Below are 18317 nucleotides of genomic sequence, written 5' to 3' on the forward strand. Positions count from 1 at the left end.
GCGTTCCCGCGCCGGACGGTCAGCCGCGCCGCTCGGTCGAGACGATGAGGCAGACGGCGCCGACGACGATCGCGCCGCCGAGGAGGATCGGCCAGGTCAGGGCCTCGTTCAGGACGAGGGCGCCGAGGAGGACGGCGACGACCGGGTTCACGTAGGCGTAGGTGGCGGCGAGGGAGACCGGGGCGGACTGGAGGAGCCAGGCGTACGCGGTGAAGGCGACGAGCGAGCCGAAGACGATCAGGTACGCGAGGGCGGCCCAGGAGCGGCCGGAGACGGCGCCCAGGTCGAGGCCGTGGTGTTCGCCGCGCACGAGGCCGAGGGTGAGCGCGGCGAGGCCGCCGGCCAGCATCTCGTACGCGCTCGCCGTGAACGGGTTGGCCGGCATGGGCAGCCGGGCGGAGGAGACGGAGCCGACGGACCACAGCAGGGCCGCGACGAGGACGAGCAGGACGCCGCCGATCTTCACCTCGCCGCTCAGGCCCGGGACGGTGAGGACGCCGAGGCCCGCGAAGCCGAGCAGGACGCCGCCGAAGGCGCCGAGGCCGGGGCGGTCGCCGAAGACCGCGCGGAGCAGGACGACCCAGACGGGGACGGCGGCGACGAGGAGTGCGGCGAGGCCGGAGGGTATGGAGGTCTCGGCGAGGACGACGAGGCCGTTGCCGCCGAGGATGAGGAGCAGGCCGACGAGGACGGCGGAGCCGAGCTCCCGGCGGGTGACCTTCAGGGCGGCGGGGCCCTGCCGCCAGGCGACGATCGCGGCGAGGAGCAGGCCGGCGGTGACGAAGCGGGCGCCGCCGGAGAGGAAGGGCGGGAGGGTCTCGACGACGATCCGGATGCCGAGGTACGTGGAGCCCCAGACGACGTACACGATGCCGAGCGCGGCCCAGACGGCGCCGGTGATCCGGCGGGCGGGGGCGGGGGTGCGGGCTTCGGTACGGGGTTCGGTACGGGCTTCGGGGGCGGCCGGGTGCGTCTCGGGGGCCGGGTCGACGGCGGGGCTTGTCATGAGCAGGAGGGTATGGAGTTCCGGCCTCGACGACCAAGAAAATTGCCCGGATTCGGGCAGGGGCAGCGGAAATCGGACGCCGGAGAGCCCCCTGGAGGTGCTGCGGAGGGGTGGGAGGATGACCGGGACCGCATGACCCCCGGGGGGAAAGCATGATCCTTTACGTACTGATCGGCGTCCTGGTCCTCGCCGTCGCCGGCTGCGGCTGCGTGGTGTGGGCAGCGCGCGGCGGCCCCCGCTGGGTGCGCGCGGTGGCCACCGTGACGCTGCTGGGCGGCGAGGTGGTCCGCTCGGAACAGCGCCGGAGCCTGCGCCGGAACGGCGGGGGCGACGACATGAGCGCAGGCGGCGGCTCGGACGCGTAGGCCGTCCTGGACGGGGAGCCGAACGGGGAGTCCTCCTGCTCCGCGTCCTGGACGGGGAGTCGAAAGGGGAGGCCTCCTGCTCCCCGTCCCGGACGGGGAGTCGAACGCGGAGTCCTACTGCTCCCCGTCCTCGCCCGTCGCCTTCAGGGCCAGCCACAGCTCCATCCGGACGTCCGGATCGTCCAGGGAACGGCCGAGGATCTCCTCCACCCGGCGCATCCGGTACCGCAGCGTGTGCCGGTGGACGCCCAGGTCCGCCGCCGCCGCGTCCCACTGGCCGTGCCGGGAGAGCCAGGCGCGCAGCGAGGCCACCAGGTCGCCGCGGCCGGTCGCGTCGTGCTCCCGCAGGGCGCGCAGCATCCCGTCGGCGAAGGCGCGGACGGCGTCGTCGGCGAGGAGCGGGAGGACCGAGCCCGCCGCCAGGTCCTCGTGCTCGACGAGCGCCCTGCCCCGCCGCCGGGCGACCGAGAGCGCCTGCTCGGCCTGCTTGTACGCGGCCGCCGCGCCGCTCGGGCCCGCCGGGGCCGAGAGGCCGACGACGACACCGGCCTCGTCCGCCTCGCGCTCCGCGTACCCCTCGCAGGCGGCGACCACCGCGCCGCCGTCCCCGGCGAGGACGGCGAGCCGCCGCCCGCTCTCGGCGACCGTCAGCACCGCCTCGCCCGCACGGGCGGCGGCGGCCTCCAGGGATTCGGCGAGCACCGGCAGCGGCGGCTCCGCGCCCTGCTCTCCGCCGGCGGGCTCGGCGAGGAGCAGCCGGTACGGGGCGTCGAGCAGCCCTCCGTACAGGTCCCCGGCCACCGCGCGGGCGGGCTCCGGCTGGCCGGCGAGCATCAGCCGCAGCACGGCCGCGCCGAGCCGCTGCTCCGCCGCCTGGAGCGAGCGGGAACGTTCCGTCGTGAGGGTGAGCAGGGCGATCGCCGAGTGCACCGCGTACCGCTCGGCCGTGCCGAGGGGCGCGCCCGTACCGACCGCGAGGGCGCCCCGCACCCGGCGCCCGGTGCCGAGCGACTGGAGCTCGACGCGGTCGTCCGTACCGCCGACGACCGCGCTGGCGGGCGCGGGCCGCTCACGCAGCCGCTCCACGTCGGGGGTGAGCCGGGCGGCCCGGCGCGCCGCCCATTCGGGCGAGACGGCGACGACGGTGCCGGAGGCGTCGTACAGCGCGGCCCAGCCGTCGACGTGCGCGGCGAGCCGGGCGACGACGGCCTCGGGCCCCTCGGCGAGCGCGGCGCGGGTCAGCTCGCGCTGCGCCTCGAAACCGGCCGTGACGGCCCGGTACTGGTCCGCGGAGATGGCCGCCGACACGGCCTTGCTGATGGCGAGGAACGGGGTCCGGCGCGGCACTTCGAGCAGGGGCAGATGCTCCTCGCGCGCGGCGTCGAGCAGAGCCGGCGGGATCTCCTCGTAGTTGACGCCCACGGCGAACCCGAGCCCGACGACACCGGCGCCGAGCAGCCGCCGCACATAGCGGCGCATCGCCTCCAGGTCCTCGGCGTCGAGCGTGAGCGCGGTGGTGAGGAGGAGTTCGCCGCCCTCCATGTACGGGACGGGGTCGGCGAGCTCGCTGACGTGCGCCCAGCGGACGGGGGTGTCCAGGCGGTCCTCACCGGCACGGACGATGAGCTTGAGGGCGGAGTGCTGCACGAGCGAGGCGAGGGTGGGCGGCATTGGGGACCGTCGGACCTTTGAGCGAGGACCGCGCGCGGGGGGAGCCGTGCACGGAAGCGGGGAGGCGCCGCTCAACTGAGCAGCGCCCCCGATTGTGCCAGGGCCACCCGGACCGCGCTCAGCCGCGCGAGGGGTGAGACGGGTCGGCCGTACGAGGGACCGAGGGGCGGCCCACCCCGCGCGGGACGACGGCTCAGCCGCGCAGGTCGACCAGGACCGGTGGCGTGTGCGCGCCCTGGGCCGTGGTCAGGGACACCACGGCGTGCCCCGGCGGCACCGCGTGGGCGAGCTCCGAGGCGGACCAGCGCTCGCGCTCGACCTTCCGGGTCGTGACCGCGTCCGTGGTGACGGCCACGCCCGTCACCTTCTTGCGCAGGAAGTGGATGAACCGGGTCATCGGCTGGTGGGCGAAGACCGTGTGCTGCGCCACCTCGGTGGTCTCCACCCACTCCTTGCCCCAGGTCTCGGCGAAGCCCCGGCCGTCCCAGGTGGTGATGCCGGAGAGCGCCACCCGGCAGCCGACGGCGCCGAGCAGCGGACCGTGCAGGGCCTCGGGCACCTCGCCGAGGGTACGGAGCCCCAGGACGACTCCGGCGTTGTGCGGGCGCAGCCGCTGGAGGGAGCGGACGGTGCCCGTGGTGAGCGCCCCGTGGGCGTCGTCGAGGACGAGGGACACGAAGTGCGGACGCTTGGTGCCCGTCCGGGCCGCCGCCAGGAACTGGGCGAGCAGCAGCCGGGCGAGAAGCCGCGAGGCCTCCTCGTGGCCGCGCTCGGGCAGCTTGATCCGGACCCGCAGCGGGTGGTGGACGACGGACTTCAGCGAGAAGGGCCGGACGTCGCTCCCGTCGGCGCCGAAGAACTCGGCGAAGGCCGGCCGGTCGAGGAGCGACAGGCGGTCCGCGAGGAGCGGCCCGGCGTCGGCGGCGGTGCCGGCCTGCCGGATCCGGGCCTCCAGCTCGCGGCGCATGGCCGCGGCGTCGGCCGGGAGCCGGCCGAGGAGCGCGGTCAGCGTCTCCGGGCCCGCTTCGAGGAGTTCGCGGAGCACCGGCACGGACGGGAAGCGGCCGTGCGCCGCCCGGTAGGGGCCGATGAGCTGGGCGAGGACGGTGGCGGCCCGCCGGACGTCGAGGCCGTCGACGTCGCCCGCCAGGCCCTCCGCGAGCAGCGCCGCCGCCTCGTCGGGGTCGGCGAGGCCGGCGTACAGGTCGAGGTCGTAGGGCGAGGCCGGGTCGCCGGGCCGGACCACGACGTCATAGGCGGCGTCCGGGCCGAGCGGCGCGTCCGCCGTGCCCACGGCGACGACCGCGCAGGCTCCGGTGAGGGCCTGCAGGGTGAGGGACTCGACGACGGGGCCGGTCAGGCGCGTGGTCTTCCCGGCGCCGGAGGGGCCGACGACCAGGAGGGAGGTGGCGAGGGCGGCCGGTTCGAGGGCGAGGCCGACGCCCCGGTAGGCGGCCGGGTTGCGTTCCTCGGCCGCGCAGCGGCCGATGCGGACCTGCCCGAGGAGGAGGTCGTGGGTGGCGGCGCGGCCCGGCAGGTCGCGGTCTCCCGAGGGGTGGACCCCGGCGGCGGCGCCCTGCCGGTACACGGTGTCGACGAAGGAGGCGAGGCCGGTCCGCGCATGGCCGCCCGGCTCCAGGCTCCGAAGGACCCGTGCGCAGTCCACGTCGTTCATGCGCCCCGCGAACAGTTCGGCGGCGAGCAGGTCCGCCGCCTGCTGGTGACCGGCCGCCCGCAGCTCGGGCCACTGCGAGAGCGGTACGGGCCCCGCGAGGTCGACGGGCGGCGGGGTGCCGTCCGTCGTGGCGGCGCGGGCCTTGAGCCACCCGCGGACCAGGCCGGGCCAGTCGCCGAGGCGGGCGAAGGGCCAGAGCACGGCGGCCGTGATCAGGCCGTACAGGGTGTAGACGAGGACGGGCGACGCCAGGACGTCGTACCCGCCGCCGAGGAGCACCACGAGGGAGAGCAGCGGCGCGACGACCGGCAGCGCGTCCCAGCCGACGCCGGGGAAGGCGTCCGGCCAGACGAACGTCAGGGCGATCAGCGCGGCGCCCGCCGTGAACGCGGCGCGCACGGGCGGGCGGCGGTCGGCGAGGAGGTGGCGGGCGAGTTCGGCCCAGGCGCCGAGGCGGGCCATCGCGTAGAGGAGGACGGCGAAGAAGACCCCGTCGTAGACGACGTGCGCCTCGGCGCCGTGCCAGTCGCGGGGGGAGGTGCCTCCGGCGTACCACCACTCGGAGGGCGTGAAGGTGGCGAGCGGGATCCACTCGTACGGGACGGCTCCGCGCCGCCAGGCCGACCAGAGCAGCAGCCCCAGGACGAGCGGGATCAGCAGCCCGGCCACGGTGACGGGCGCAAGCTTCCGCGCCTCCCGGGGCGGCGGCGGTGGCACATGCCGAAACCGCCAGATCCCGGGCGCGGCCTCGGGGCGCGGGGCGTCGATCCAGGCGACGACGGGCGGGGCGGCGGGGGTCCCGGGGGCACCGGACATCCCTGGAGCAACCGGCACCCCGGGAGCACCCGACGCCCCGGGAACACCTGGCGCCCCCGGAGCAACCAGCCCCCCGGGCGCACCCGACACCCCCGGAGCACCCGACGCCCCAGGAGCACCGAGCGCCCCGGACCCCTTCGGCTCCGCAGGAGCCGCAGGAGCCGCAGGAGCCCCGGGCGCCGTCACCGGCCGCGGCGGCGCGGGCGGCGGCGCGGGCACGGGCGCGCCTGCGGGCGGGCCGTCGGTCGGCGGGACCGGCGCGGGGACCGGCGCGCCCGCGGGCCGGCCGTCGGACGGCGGGACGGGCGCGTGCCCGGCCGCACCCGAGTGCGCGGGCCGGCCGTCGGTCGGCGGGACCGGCGCGGGGACCGCCGCACCCGAATGCGCCCCCGAGTGCGCCCCCGGTCTCGTCTCCGGGCGCGCCTGCGGCGGGGTCCCGGGGGCCCGGCCGTCGGTCGGCGGCGCCGTTGGGCGCGGGACCGCGCCTCCCCTGGTGTCGCGTGACTCGTACGTGCCGTCGGTCTCCATGAACCCCTGCCCCCTGACCAGCCAGGTCGCCGCGTCTGTGCCACCGTCAATCTAGTGGGCCCGGGGCCCCCGGGAGGGGATTCGACCACCCGTACGGCCGAGGGCCGCCCCGACGCGTCCGGACGTGGCCGGGGCGCGGAAGCGGAGCCGTCATGTCCATCCCGGACAACGACACACCCGCCACCACTCCCGATCGGCGCATGCCGCACCCCCTCCCCCGCGCCTAGCCTGCGGAGGAAACCCGCAAGTGCGTCCAGAACACCCCCAGGAGCCCCGCATGAACGCTGTCCCGCAGGAGCGGCGCGTCGTCACCGCCATCCCCGGTCCGAAGTCGCAGGAGCTTCAGGCCCGCCGTCTCGACACGGTCGCCGGTGGCGTCGGCTCCACGCTGCCCGTCTTCACCGCGCGGGCCGGCGGCGGCATCATCGAGGACGTCGACGGCAACCGCCTGATCGACTTCGGCTCCGGCATCGCCGTGACCTCGGTCGGCGCGTCCGCCGAGGCCGTCGTGCGCCGCGCCTCCGCGCAGCTCCAGGACTTCACCCACACCTGTTTCATGGTGACGCCGTACGAGGGTTACGTGGAGGTCTGCGAGGCGCTGGCCGAGCTGACCCCGGGCGACCACGCCAAGAAGTCCGCGCTGTTCAACTCGGGCGCCGAGGCCGTCGAGAACGCGGTGAAGATCGCCCGCTCGTACACCAAGCGCCAGGCCGTCGTCGTCTTCGACCACGGCTACCACGGCCGTACGAACCTCACCATGGGCATGACGGCGAAGAACATGCCGTACAAGCAGGGCTTCGGCCCGTTCGCGCCCGAGGTCTACCGCGTGCCGGTCGCCTACGGCTACCGCTGGCCCACGGGTGCCGAGAACTGCGGCCCCGAGGCCGCCGCCCAGGCGATCGACAACATCACCAAGCAGATCGGCGCCGACAACGTCGCCGCGATCGTCATCGAGCCGGTCCTCGGCGAGGGCGGCTTCATCGAGCCGGCCAAGGGCTTCCTGCCGGCGATCGTGAAGTTCGCCAACGACAACGGCATCGTCTTCGTCGCGGACGAGATCCAGGCCGGCTTCTGCCGTACCGGCCAGTGGTTCGCCTGCGAGGACGAGGGCATCGTCCCGGACCTCATCACCACCGCCAAGGGCATCGCGGGCGGTCTGCCGCTCGCCGCCGTCACCGGCCGCGCCGAGATCATGGACTCCGTCCACGGCGGCGGCCTGGGCGGCACCTACGGCGGCAACCCGGTGGCCTGCGCCGGTGCGCTCGGCTCCATCGAGACGATGAAGGAGCTCGACCTCAACGGCAAGGCCAAGCGCATCGAGGAGGTCATGAAGGGCCGCCTCACCGCCATGCAGGAGAAGTTCCCGGTCATCGGTGACATCCGCGGCCGCGGCGCCATGATCGCCATCGAGCTGGTGAAGGACCCGGTCACCAAGGAGCCGCACGCGGAGGCCGCCGCCGCGCTCGCCAAGTACTGCCACAACGAGGGCGTGCTCGTCCTGACCTGCGGCACCTACGGCAACGTGCTCCGCTTCCTGCCGCCGCTGGTCATCGGCGAGGACCTCCTCAACGAGGGCCTGGACGTCATCGAGGCCGCGCTCGCGACCGTCTGAGGACCGATCAGGCACACGGTGTGAAGACTCTGTGGGGGGCCGATGGCGGGACGCGTTTCCCGCTGTCGGCCCCCCGTTCCGTGACGTACGGTTTCTGCAGATGAGAGAAACACCCCGGGCGGAGCCTCCCCAGCCCCGTCCACACCGTGCCTTGGCGCACACCACCGGGGCCTCGTGCCCCGGAACTCCTCACCGATCGGATGGCCGCCCGCCCCACACCCCCCGGGGCGCGCGGCAGCCCGATCCCCTCGGCCGCCCTGGAACCACCCCCCCTGTTCCAGGGCGGCCGGCTCTCTTCTCGGCGCTCGTCGCCCTCGCCGTCGTGACCTGGCAGGTGCTCGTCCACGGCCCCTTGGCCAGGCTCGACGAGCGGGTGTCCCGGTCCTTGGTGGACACGGTCCCCCGGCCCCTGAGCGAACTCGCCTCCGACCTCGGCAACATGACGGTCGCTCTCCCGGTCCTCGCCTGCGCGATGGCGTACGCGGTGTGGCGGGGCCGCCGCGCGGCCGCCTTGTACGCGGGCCTCGCCATGGCCGCCGTACCCCTCCTGGTGATTCCGCTGAAGGAGTGGACGGCCCGCCCCGGCCCGCTGGAGCCCTGGGCCCACGGCTACTACCCCTCGGGCCACACGGCCACGGCCACGGTCGCCTACTTCGGCGCCGCCTTCCTCGTCTCGAACCGCCTGATCCCCGTCGCCGCCGTGCTGACGGCGGTGACGGGGACAGGGCTGATCCTGCGGGGCTTCCACTGGCCGCTGGACGTCTTCGCCAGTCTCTGCCTGTCGTTGCTCGTGCTGGGCGTCAGCTCCACGTATACGCGTCGAAGCTCTTCGAGAACTCCCACTGGTTGTACCGGTCCCAGTTGATCGACCAGGTCATCAGGCCGCGCAGGGCCGGCCAGGTGCCGTGGGTCTGGTAGGTGCCGCAGTTCGTCTTCTTCGTGAGGCAGTCGAGGGCCTTGTTCACCTCGGCCGGGGTCGTGTGGCCGTTGCCCGCCTGGGTGGAGGCGGGGAGGCCGATGGCGACCTGGTCGGGGCGGAGGGCCGGGAAGAAGCGGTCCGTGTTGCCGGCGACCGGGAAGCCGGTGAGGAGCATGTCGGTCATGGCGATGTGGAAGTCGGCGCCGCCCATCGAGTGGTACTGGTTGTCGAGGCCCATGATGGAGCCCGAGTTGTAGTCCTGGACGTGGAGCAGGGTCAGGTCGTCGCGCAGGGCGTGGATGACCGGCAGGTAGGCGCCGGCGCGCGGGTCCTGGCCGCCCCAGGGGCCGGAGCCGTAGTACTGGTAGCCGAGCTGGACGAAGAAGGTCTCGGGGGCCATCGTCAGGACGAACTTCGTGCCGTACCTGGCCTTGAGGGTCTTGACCGCCTGGATCAGGTTGACGACGACGGGGCTGGTCGGGTTGCGGAAGTCGGTGTCGCCGGTCTGGAGCGAGAGCGAGTGGCCCTCGAAGTCGATGTCGAGGCCGTCGAGGCCGTACTCGTCGATGATCTTCGAGACGGAGGAGACGAAGGTGTCGCGGGCCGCGGTGGTGGAGAGCTGGACCTGGCCGTTCTGGCCGCCGATGGAGATGAGGACCTTCTTGCCGGCGGCCTGCTTGGCCTTGATCGCCGCCTTGAAGTCGGCGAGGGACTCGACGTTCGGACACTCCGTGGCCGGGCAGAGGCTGAAGCGGATGTCGCCGGAGGTCACCGAGGTCGGTTCGCCGAAGGCGAGGTTGATGACGTCCCAGGAGTCGGGGACGTCGGCCATGCGGGTGTAGCCGGAGCCGTTGGCGAAGCTCGTGTGGAGGTAGCCGACGAGGGCGTGCGCGGGCAGGCCGCCGCCCCCGCCTCCGCCGCCGGAGGTCGTGGTCGCGGTCACGGCGGCCGACTTCGGGGACTCGCCGGCGCTGTTCACGGCGGTGACCTGGAAGGTGTACGGGGTGGAGGCCGTGAGTCCGGAGACGGTGGCCGAGGGGGCGGTGACCGTCTGGATCCTGGTCGTCCCCTGGTAGACGTTGTACGAGGTGGCGCCGGAGACCGCGGTCCAGCTCAGCGGTACGGAGGTGGAGGTCGGGGAGCCGGCGGTGAGGCCGGTGGGGGCTGTAGGGAGCTGGACGGGGCCGCCGCCGGGGCCGTACAGGGAGAGGTCGTCGGCCTGGTAGGCGGGGGTGCCGTACCAGCCGTGGGTGTAGATCGTGACCGAGGTGGTGGAGGCGCCCGTGGTGAACGAGGTGGTGAGCTTCTGCCAGTCGGGGGCGGAGGCCGTCCAGGTGGAGACGTCGGTGGTGCCGGTTCCGGAGGCGCCGAGGTAGACGTAGCTGCCGCGGACCCAGCCGCTCAGGGTGTAGGTGGAGTTGGGCTTCACCGTCACGGTCTGGGAGCACTTGGCGTTGTCGCTGCCGGCCGGGGTGGCCTGGAGCGCCTTCGTCCCGCCGTGCACGGGCGACGGGACGACGGCGCCGCTGCCCGCCGTGCAGCTCCAGCCGTCGAGGCCGGCTTCGAAGCCGCCGTTGCGGGCGAGTTCGGTGTCGGCGGCCTGGGCCGCGGGGGTGAGTGCGAGGAGCCCGCCGGCGGCGAGGGAGCCCGCCAACAGCAGGGTGAGGGGTCTGGTGCGGTCCACAACTGCCTCCGGGGGTGGGGGAATCGAGGTGGAGCGCGCCACAGCATGGTCCAGACCAATCAAGTGGTCAAGACCTCTGTGCGGGACGGGCGCCGCGGGTGCCGTGTGGGGCTGCCGCAACACCCCTAGTCGGATCCCCCCTCCCCTCGGGCCAGTTGACCCGCCGCCTCGTGCATCGCCAGCTCCAGGAGCGAGGCGTCGGTGAGGGTGCCCAGGCCGTCCGGCGCCACCAGCCAGCGCGCCGCACCGGTCACCCGCCCCGGGTACGGGACGACGATCCAGGTGCCGGAGCCCGCGCCGCGGACCCCGGTGCCGAGCCAGCGGGCGGCGGTTCCCGGTGGGACGAAGAAGCCCATCCGGGCCTCGCCGAAGTCGGCCAGGACCGGGCCGGGCCGGTCCACGAGCCGGGTCAGCACGTCGAGTGTGGGATAGCCGAGCTCCCCCGGCAGGATCAGCACGTCCCAGCGCCTGCCGGCGGGCAGCAGCGCGACCCCGTGGGGGTTCCGCTCCCACTCCCACCGGCAGGCCTCGGGATCCGGCGCGACCGAGGCGAGCCACTCCACCGCGGCCTTGGCGCCAGAAGCCCCCGTACCAGTCATCGCGACGTTCTCCTCTCCGTGTGGACTCGATGTCCACCCGGAGAGAGCGGGTACGGGGGCTTCTCTTACGCGGTTTCGACTACCGCCCAGATGTGACCTGCATCACAACAAGGCTCAGCTGTCGAAGCCGAGGCCGAGCCGGTCCATGGCCTTCAGCCACAGATTGCGCCGGCCGCCGTTCTCGTCGGCGCGGGCGAGCGACCACTTGGTGATGCCGATTCCGGCCCAGGCGACCGGCTCGGGCGGGAACGGCAGCGGCTTGGAGCGGACCATCTCCAGGTCGGTGCGCTCGGTGCGCTCCCCCGCGAGCAGGTCGAGCATCACGTCCCCGCCGAAGCGGGTGGCGCCGACGCCGAGCCCGGTGAACCCGGCCGCGTACGCCACCTTGCCCTGGTGGGCGGTGCCGAAGAAGGCCGAGAAGCGCGAGCAGGTGTCGATCGCGCCGCCCCAGGCGTGGCTGAAGCGGAGCCCCTCCAGCTGCGGGAAGCAGCGGAAGAAGTGCTCGGCGAGCTTGAGGTACGTCTCGGGGCGGTGGTCCATCTCGGCGCTGACCTTGCCGCCGTACGGGTACACCGCGTCGTAGCCGCCCCACAGGATGCGGTGGTCGGCGGTGATCCGGAAGTAGTGGAACTGGTTGGCGGAGTCGCCGAGTCCCTGCCGGTTCTTCCAGCCGACGGAGGCGAGCTGCTCAGGGCTGAGCGGCTCGGTCATCAGGGCGTAGTCGTAGACCGGGACGGTGTACGCCCGGACGCGCCTGACCAGCGACGGGAAGACGTTGGTGCCGAGCGCGACCCGGCGGGCGACGACCTTGCCGTACGGGGTGCGGACGCCCATCCCGGCGCCCACCGAGACCAGCTGGAGCCCGGGGGTGTTCTCGTAGATCCGGACGCCCAGGTCGAGGCAGGCCCGCTTGAGGCCCCAGGCCAGCTTGGCGGGGTGGAGCATGGCGACGCCGCGCTTGTCCCACATGCCGCCGAGGAAGGTCGGCGAGTCGACCTCGGCCCGTACGGCGTCCCGGTCCAGGAACTCCATGCCCTCGGCGAGACCGAGCCGGCCGGCCTCCTCGTACCACTCGTGGAGCTCTTCCACCTGGTACGGCTCGGTGGCGACGTCGATCTCACCGGTGCGCTCGAACTCGCAGTCCAGGGAGTAGCGGGCGACGGTCTCCTCGATGGCGTCGAGGTTGCGCTCGCCCATCCGCTCCAGCTTCGGCAGCTCGCCCGGCCAGCGGGCGAGCCCGTTGCCGAAGCCGTGGGTGAGGGAGGCCGCGCAGAAGCCTCCGTTGCGGCCCGAGGCGGCCCAGCCCACCTCGCGGCCTTCGATCAGTACGACATCCCGGGAGGGGTCGCGCTCCTTGGCGAGGAGCGCGGTCCACAGTCCGCTGTATCCGCCGCCGACCACGAGGAGATCGGTCTTCTCGGTGCCGGTGAGGGCGGGCAGGGCTCCGGGCTTGCCGGGGTCTTCCAGCCAGAAGGGGACGGGCTGGGCGTCGGAGAGAGATTGTGCAGCGAGACGCATGGCGACTGGGGCCATGGTTTCCAACTCCTTCGGTGCCTGAGACGTCTTTCGCTCAGGCCGTTGCTGTCTTCTTGCGCCGGTTCGTGATGATCTGCCCGGCCGCGACCATCAGTACCGCGAGGATGAACATCGCGGTGCCGATGACGTTGATCTGAACGGGGGTTCCGCGCTGCGCCGAGCCCCAGACGAACATGGGGAAGGTGACGGTGGAGCCCGCGTTGAAGTTGGTGATGATGAAGTCGTCGAACGAGAGCGCGAAGGCGAGCAGCGCACCGGCGGCGATGCCGGGCGCGGCGATCGGCAGGGTGACCCGCAGGAAGGTCTGCGTGGGCCCGGCGTAGAGGTCGCGCGCGGCCTCCTCCAGGCGCGGGTCCATGGACATGACCCGGGCCTTGACCGCCGTCACGACGAACGACAGACAGAACATGATGTGGGCGATCAGGACCGTCCAGAAGCCCAGCTCGATGCCCATGTTGAGGAAGAGCGTGAGCAGCGAGGCGGCCATGACGACCTCGGGCATCGCCATCGGCAGGAAGATCAGCGAGTTGATCGCGCCACGCGCCCGGAAGCGGTAGCGGACCAGCGCGAAGGCGATCATCGTGCCGAGGACGACCGCGCCGAGCGTCGCCCAGGCGGCGAGCTGGAGCGAGAGCGAGAGCGACTCGCACATGTCGGCGACGCCGCAGGGGTCCTTCCAGGCGTCGAGCGAGAACTCCTGCCAGGAGTAGTTGAAGCGTCCCTTCGGCTTGTTGAAGGAGAACGCCATCACCACGAGGTTCGGCAGGATCATGTACGCGAGCGTGAGCAGGCCCGCGATGACGACCAGGTTCTTGCGGATCCAGCGCATCAGACCAGGTCCTCCGTTCCCGCACGGCGGATGTAGACGGTGACCATGCCGAGCACGATCGCCATGAGGATGAAGGAGAGCGCGGCCGCCGTCGGGTAGTCGAGGACACGAAGGAACTGCGACTGGATCACGTTGCCGACCATCTTGGTGTCGGTCGAGCCGAGCAGTTCGGCGTTGACGTAGTCACCGCTCGCCGGGATGAAGGTGAGCAGGGTGCCGGAGACGACGCCGGGCATCGACAGCGGGAAGGTCACCTTGCGGAAGGTGGTCGCCGGGGAGGCGTACAGGTCCTGCGCGGCCTCGTGCAGCCGGCCGTCGATCCGCTCCAGGGAGGTGTAGAGGGGCAGGATCATGAAGGGCAGGAAGTTGTACGTGAGACCGCAGACCACCGCCATCGGGGTGGCGAGGACGCGGTCGCCCTCGGTCCAGCCGAGCCAGCTGGTGACGTCCAGGAAGTGCAGGGCCTTGAGCGCCTCCACCACCACGCTTTCGTCGGCCAGGATCGTCTTCCACGCGAGCGTGCGGATGAGGAAGCTGGTGAAGAACGGCGCGATGACGAGGACGAGGAGCAGGTTGCGCCAGCGGCCGGCCTTGAAGGCGATCAGATACGCCAGCGGGTAGCCGAGCAGCAGGCAGAGCAGGGTCGCGGTCCCGGCGTACAGCAGGGAGCGGACGAACTGCGGCACGTACTCCTGGAAGGCGTCCCAGTAGGTCTGGAAGTGCCAGGTGACCTCGAAGCCCTTCTCCAGGGAGCCGGTCTGCACCGAGGTGGAGGCCTGGTAGATCATCGGCAGCGCGAAGAAGACGAGCAGCCAGATGATGCCGGGCAGCAGCAGCCAGTACGGGACGAGCCGCTTGCGGGTGGAGGGCTTGCGCAGAACCGGTTCTTCGACCGGCCCCGGAGCCTCCTTCGTCAGGGTTGCGGTCACGACGCGTCCTCCACCGTCTCCACGCCCGCGTCGATGTCCTGCGCCGCGTCGAGCCCGAAGGTGTGGGCCGGGTTCCAGTGCAGGACGACCTCGGCACCGGGGCGGAGCCGCGCGTCCCTCTCGATGTTCTGCTCGTAGACCTGGAGCTCCGCGCCCGCCGGCGAGTTCACCACGTACTGGGTGGAGACGCCGATGAAGGAGGAGTCGACGATCCGGCCGGTCACCCGGTTGCGGCCGTCGGCGATCGAGCCCGCGTCGTCGGCGTGCGCGAGCGAGATCTTCTCCGGGCGGACGCCCACGAGGACCTTGCCGCCCTGGCGGACGGCCGAGGTACAGCGGTCGCCGGGGACCCTGAGCTTGCCGCCGCCGGCCGTGACGAGCACGTCGGAGCCCGTCTCCAGGACCTCGGCCTCGATCAGGTTCGAGGTGCCGAGGAAGTTGGCGACGAAGGTGGTCTGCGGGTTCTCGTACAGGTCGGCGGGGGCGCCGAGCTGCTCGACCCGGCCGCCGTTCATCACCGCGACCTGGTCGGCCATCGTCATGGCCTCCTCCTGGTCGTGGGTGACGTGCACGAAGGTGATGCCGACCTCGGTCTGGATCCGCTTGAGCTCCAGCTGCATCTGGCGGCGCAGCTTGAGGTCGAGGGCGCCGAGCGGCTCGTCGAGGAGCAGCACCTGCGGGTGGTTGATGAGCGCGCGGGCCACGGCGACGCGCTGCTGCTGGCCGCCGGAGAGCTGGTGCGGCTTCTTGTGGGCGTGCTCGCCGAGCTGGACGAGGTCGATCATCTCGTCGACCTGCTTCTTCACCGACTTGATGCCGCGGCGGCGCAGGCCGAAGGCGATGTTCTCGGAGATGTCCATGTGCGGGAAGAGCGCGTAGGACTGGAAGACGGTGTTGACCGGCCGCTTGTAGGGCGGGAGGTCGGTGACGTCCTGGTCGCCGAGGAAGACGGTGCCCGTCGTCGGGTCCTCCAGGCCGGCGATCATGCGCAGCGTGGTGGTCTTGCCGCAGCCGGAGGCGCCGAGCAGGGCGAAGAAGGAGCCCTGCGGGACGGTCAGGTCGAGCGGGTGGACGGCGTTGAACGAGCCGTACGACTTGCTGATCCCGGAGAGGCGGACGTCGCCGCCGCCCGTGTTCTTTCCAGTGTGAGCAGTCTTGTCAGTCATGGGTTGCGGTCCCAGGGAGTGAGAGAGGTGGACGAGGCCGGACTCAGGCGCCGATGAGCTTGGCGAACTTCTCCTCGTACGCCGTCTCCTCCGCGCTGCTGAGCGAGCGGAAGGCGTGGGACTTCTTGGCCATGGCCTTGTCCGGGAGGATCAGCGTGTTGTTCGCGAGCTCGGGGTCGATCTTGGCGAGCTCGTCCTTCACCCCGTCGACGGGGCAGACGTAGTTGATGTACGCGGCGAGCTGGGCGGCGACGGGAAGCTCGTAGTAGTAGTCGATGAGCTTCTCGGCGTTCGTCTTGTGCCGGGCCTGCGCGGGGACGAGCAGGTTGTCGCTGGAGGTGATGTAACCGGCGGACGGGATGGAGAACTTGATGTCCGGGTTGTCCGCCTGGAGCTGGATGATGTCGCCGGCCCAGGCGAGACAGGCCGCGATGTCGCCCTTGTCCAGGTCCGAGGTGTAGTCGTTGCCGGTGAAGCGACGGATCTGCTTCTTGTCGACGCCCTTCTGGAGGCGGCCGATCGCCGCGTCGTAGTCGGCGTCCGTGAAGTTCCCCGGGTCCTTGCCCATGTCGAGCAGGGTCATGCCGACGGAGTCGCGCATCTCGGTGAGGAAGCCGACCCGGCCCTTGAGCGAGGGGTCGTCGAGGAGCTGGGTGACCGAGTCGACCTTCTTGCCGCCGGTCGCCTTGGAGTTGTACGCGATGACGGTCGAGATGCCCGTCCACGGGTACGAGTAGGACCGGCCCGGGTCCCAGTCGGGGCGGCGGAACTGCGAGGACAGGTTCGCGTACGCGTTGGGCAGGTTGGCCGGGTCGAGCTTCTGGGCCCAGCCGAGCCGGATGATGCGGGCGGCGAGCCAGTCGGTGACGCAGATCAGGTCGCGGCCGGTGTCCTGGCCGGCCGCGAGCTGCGGCTTGATCTTGCCGAAGAACTCGACGTTGTCGTTGATGTCCTCGGTGTACTTGACCTTGATCCCGGTGCGTTTGGCGAACGCCTCCAGGGTCGGGCGGGACTTCTCGTCCTCGCTGACGTCCATGTACTCGGTCCAGTTGGAGAAGGCGACGCTCTTCTCCTTGGCCGAGGCGTCGGTGGAGGCGGGGCCGTTGCCCTCCCGCTTGGCCGGCGGGATGCCACAGGCGCTCAGGCCGGCGAGACCGCCGACCGTGAGGGCGCCGACGCCGCCCGCGCGCAGCATCGAACGGCGGCTGAGGGCGCCCCGGCCGCTCGTCATGCTCCGCCGTATCGCCGCCAGCTGCGCGGCGGACAGGCTGTCGGGCTCGTACTGCTCCATGCGCTGTGCCCTTTCGGGATGAGTGGGCCGCTGGTCGGGCGGCAGATTGCTATCGGTCCCCGAAGATCGTGCGGTGCCAGTCCTTCGCCGCCACCGCGGTGTTGTCGAACATCACGTGCTTGACCTGCGTGTACTCCTCGAAGGAGTAGGCCGACATGTCCTTTCCGTATCCGGAGGCCTTGGTGCCGCCGTGGGGCATCTCGCTGATGATCGGGATGTGGTCGTTGACCCACACACATCCCGCCTTGATCTCCCGCGTGGCACGGTTGGCCCGGTAGACGTCCCGGCTCCACGCGGAGGCCGCGAGGCCGTAGGGGGTGTCGTTGGCGAGCCGGATGCCCTCGTCGTCGCCGTCGAAGGGCAGGGCCACCAGGACCGGACCGAAGATCTCCGACTGCACGACCTCGCTGTCCTGCGCGGCGCCGATGATCAGGGTGGGACGGTAGTATGCGCCGTTCTTGAGCTCTCCACCAGGGGCTTCTCCGCCGGTGACGACCGTGGCATAGCCGCGGGCGCGCTCGACGAAGCCGGCGACGCTGTCGCGGTGACGGTGGCTGACGAGCGGTCCGAGGTCGGTGCCGGGCTCGAACGGGTCGCCGACGCGGACGGTCTCCATGAGCTCGGCGACCCGGGCGACGAAGGCGTCGAAGAGCGGGCGCTGGACGTACGCGCGCGTGGCGGCGGTGCAGTCCTGGCCGCTGTTGATGAGGGAGGCGGCGACCGCGCCCTGGGCGGCGGCCTCCAGGTCGGCGTCGTCGAAGACGAGGAACGGGGCCTTGCCGCCGAGTTCGAGGTGGAGCCGCTTCACGGTGGCGGTGGCGACCTCGGCGACCCGCTTGCCGACGGGGGTGGAGCCGGTGAAGGAGGTCATGACGACGTCGGGGTGGCCGACGAGGTGCTCGCCGACGACCCGCCCGGCGCCGCTGACGACGTTGATGACACCGTCGGGGATACCGGCCTCCTTCGCCGCCATCGCGAACATCAGCGAGGTCAGCGGGGTGAGCTCGGCGGGCTTCAGGACGATCGTGTTGCCGGCGGCGATCGCCGGGAGGATCTTCCAGGCGGCCATCTGGAGCGGGTAGTTCCAGGGGGCGATGGAGCCGACGACGCCGATCGCTTCGCGCCGGATGTACGAGGTGTGGTCGCCGGTGTACTCGGCGGCCGACTGGCCCTGGAGGTGGCGGGCGGCCCCCGCGAAGAAGGCCGTGTTGTCGATCGTGCCGGGCACGTCGAACTCGGTGGTGAGCTTGAGCGGCTTGCCGCACTGGAGGGACTCCACCTTGGCGATGTCCTCGGCCCAGTCGGCGAGGACCCCCGCGAGGCGGTGCAGCGCGTCGGAGCGCTCGCCCGGGGTGGCTCCCGCCCAGCCGGGGAAGGCGGCCTTGGCGGCAGCGACGGCCTCGTCCACGTCGGCCGTGGAGGCGAGGGCAAAGGTGTAGACGCTCTCTCCCGTCGCCGGGTCGATCACGCTGTGTTCCTGACCTGAGGTTCCGGCGCGGAGCCTTCCGCCGATGTACTGCGCGCCGTCCGCGAAGCGGTCCGTCACCTGGAAGCGGTTGGTCATGACGCTCTCCGTTGTCCCAGCTCGAATTGAGTGCCGATCCTGACAGAATGAGACCCATGCAACAAGGGATTCCGTTGTTGCCTTTTGGTTACGCGACGGAATCGGTCGACCATGTGTCGAGGGGGTC

Annotated in this window: 14 protein-coding genes; 3 read left to right on the forward strand and 11 right to left on the reverse strand. The window is 72.1% G+C overall.

Annotation, left to right across the window (positions count from 1 at the left end; all coding sequences use genetic code 11):
• Positions 1 to 19: 19 nt before the first annotated feature.
• Positions 20 to 1006 carry an EamA family transporter gene (locus AC07AW_RS00245; protein WP_478813313.1) on the reverse strand — a complete coding sequence of 329 codons (987 nt, stop codon included), beginning with the start codon at positions 1004 to 1006 and terminating at the stop codon, positions 20 to 22.
• A 152-nt stretch (positions 1007 to 1158) separates the two neighbouring features.
• Between AC07AW_RS00245 and AC07AW_RS00250 the strand changes: the two genes are divergently transcribed.
• Positions 1159 to 1371, forward strand: a complete 213-nt coding sequence (locus AC07AW_RS00250) for a hypothetical protein (protein WP_478813314.1) — start codon at positions 1159 to 1161, stop codon at positions 1369 to 1371.
• A gap of 114 nt (positions 1372 to 1485) precedes the next feature.
• On the opposite strand, the gene AC07AW_RS00255 is transcribed toward AC07AW_RS00250, so the two are convergent.
• Together AC07AW_RS00255 and AC07AW_RS00260 are read right to left on the reverse strand one after the other, a co-directional pair.
• Positions 1486 to 3042: a PucR family transcriptional regulator gene (locus AC07AW_RS00255; RefSeq protein WP_478813315.1), complete on the reverse strand. Its 1557-nt coding sequence runs from the start codon at positions 3040 to 3042 to the stop codon at positions 1486 to 1488.
• Positions 3043 to 3235: 193 nt separating this feature from the next.
• Positions 3236 to 5533, reverse strand: a complete 2298-nt coding sequence (locus AC07AW_RS00260) for an ATP/GTP-binding protein (protein WP_478813316.1) — start codon at positions 5531 to 5533, stop codon at positions 3236 to 3238.
• Between the two features lie 805 nt (positions 5534 to 6338).
• Here AC07AW_RS00260 and gabT point away from each other — a divergent pair.
• Positions 6339 to 7673 (forward strand): 4-aminobutyrate--2-oxoglutarate transaminase, encoded by a 1335-nt coding sequence (gene gabT, locus AC07AW_RS00265; protein WP_478813317.1) that lies wholly within the window; start codon positions 6339 to 6341, stop codon positions 7671 to 7673.
• A 100-nt stretch (positions 7674 to 7773) separates the two neighbouring features.
• Positions 7774 to 8538, forward strand: a complete 765-nt coding sequence (locus AC07AW_RS00270; RefSeq protein WP_478813318.1) for a phosphatase PAP2 family protein — start codon at positions 7774 to 7776, stop codon at positions 8536 to 8538.
• Here AC07AW_RS00270 and AC07AW_RS00275 read toward each other — a convergent pair.
• The 8 genes from AC07AW_RS00275 to AC07AW_RS00310 all read right to left on the reverse strand — a co-directional run bounded on the left by AC07AW_RS00275 (position 8474) and on the right by AC07AW_RS00310 (position 18190).
• Complete coding sequence (locus tag AC07AW_RS00275) at positions 8474 to 10276, reverse strand: chitinase (protein ID WP_478813319.1); 1803 nt, start codon at positions 10274 to 10276, stop codon at positions 8474 to 8476. The two genes, AC07AW_RS00270 and AC07AW_RS00275, sit on opposite strands and share 65 nt — an antisense overlap.
• A 125-nt stretch (positions 10277 to 10401) precedes the next feature.
• Positions 10402 to 10875: a hypothetical protein gene (locus AC07AW_RS00280; protein ID WP_478813320.1), complete on the reverse strand. Its 474-nt coding sequence runs from the start codon at positions 10873 to 10875 to the stop codon at positions 10402 to 10404.
• Between the two features lie 114 nt (positions 10876 to 10989).
• Positions 10990 to 12408 carry an NAD(P)/FAD-dependent oxidoreductase gene (locus AC07AW_RS00285; RefSeq protein ID WP_478813321.1) on the reverse strand — a complete coding sequence of 473 codons (1419 nt, stop codon included), beginning with the start codon at positions 12406 to 12408 and terminating at the stop codon, positions 10990 to 10992.
• 37 nt (positions 12409 to 12445) lie between these two features.
• Complete coding sequence (locus tag AC07AW_RS00290) at positions 12446 to 13240, reverse strand: ABC transporter permease (RefSeq protein ID WP_478813322.1); 795 nt, start codon at positions 13238 to 13240, stop codon at positions 12446 to 12448.
• Positions 13240 to 14169, reverse strand: coding sequence for an ABC transporter permease (locus AC07AW_RS00295; RefSeq protein WP_478813323.1), 930 nt, complete (start codon positions 14167 to 14169; stop codon positions 13240 to 13242). Before AC07AW_RS00295 ends, AC07AW_RS00290 begins: the two co-directional genes overlap by 1 nt.
• Positions 14166 to 15335: an ABC transporter ATP-binding protein gene (locus AC07AW_RS00300; RefSeq protein ID WP_478813324.1), complete on the reverse strand. Its 1170-nt coding sequence runs from the start codon at positions 15333 to 15335 to the stop codon at positions 14166 to 14168. The genes AC07AW_RS00295 and AC07AW_RS00300 overlap by 4 nt, the downstream gene beginning before the upstream one ends.
• A gap of 43 nt (positions 15336 to 15378) precedes the next feature.
• The gene (locus AC07AW_RS00305) at positions 15379 to 16626 is read right to left on the reverse strand and encodes an ABC transporter substrate-binding protein (protein WP_478813325.1); all 1248 of its coding nucleotides are present in this window, start codon (positions 16624 to 16626) and stop codon (positions 15379 to 15381) included.
• Between the two features lie 49 nt (positions 16627 to 16675).
• A complete protein-coding gene (locus AC07AW_RS00310) occupies positions 16676 to 18190 on the reverse strand; it encodes a gamma-aminobutyraldehyde dehydrogenase (RefSeq protein WP_478813326.1) in 1515 nt (504 codons plus the stop codon).
• Positions 18191 to 18317 lie beyond the last annotated feature (127 nt).

The sequence above is a fragment of the Streptomyces sp. NPDC044003 genome (assembly GCF_056435185.1).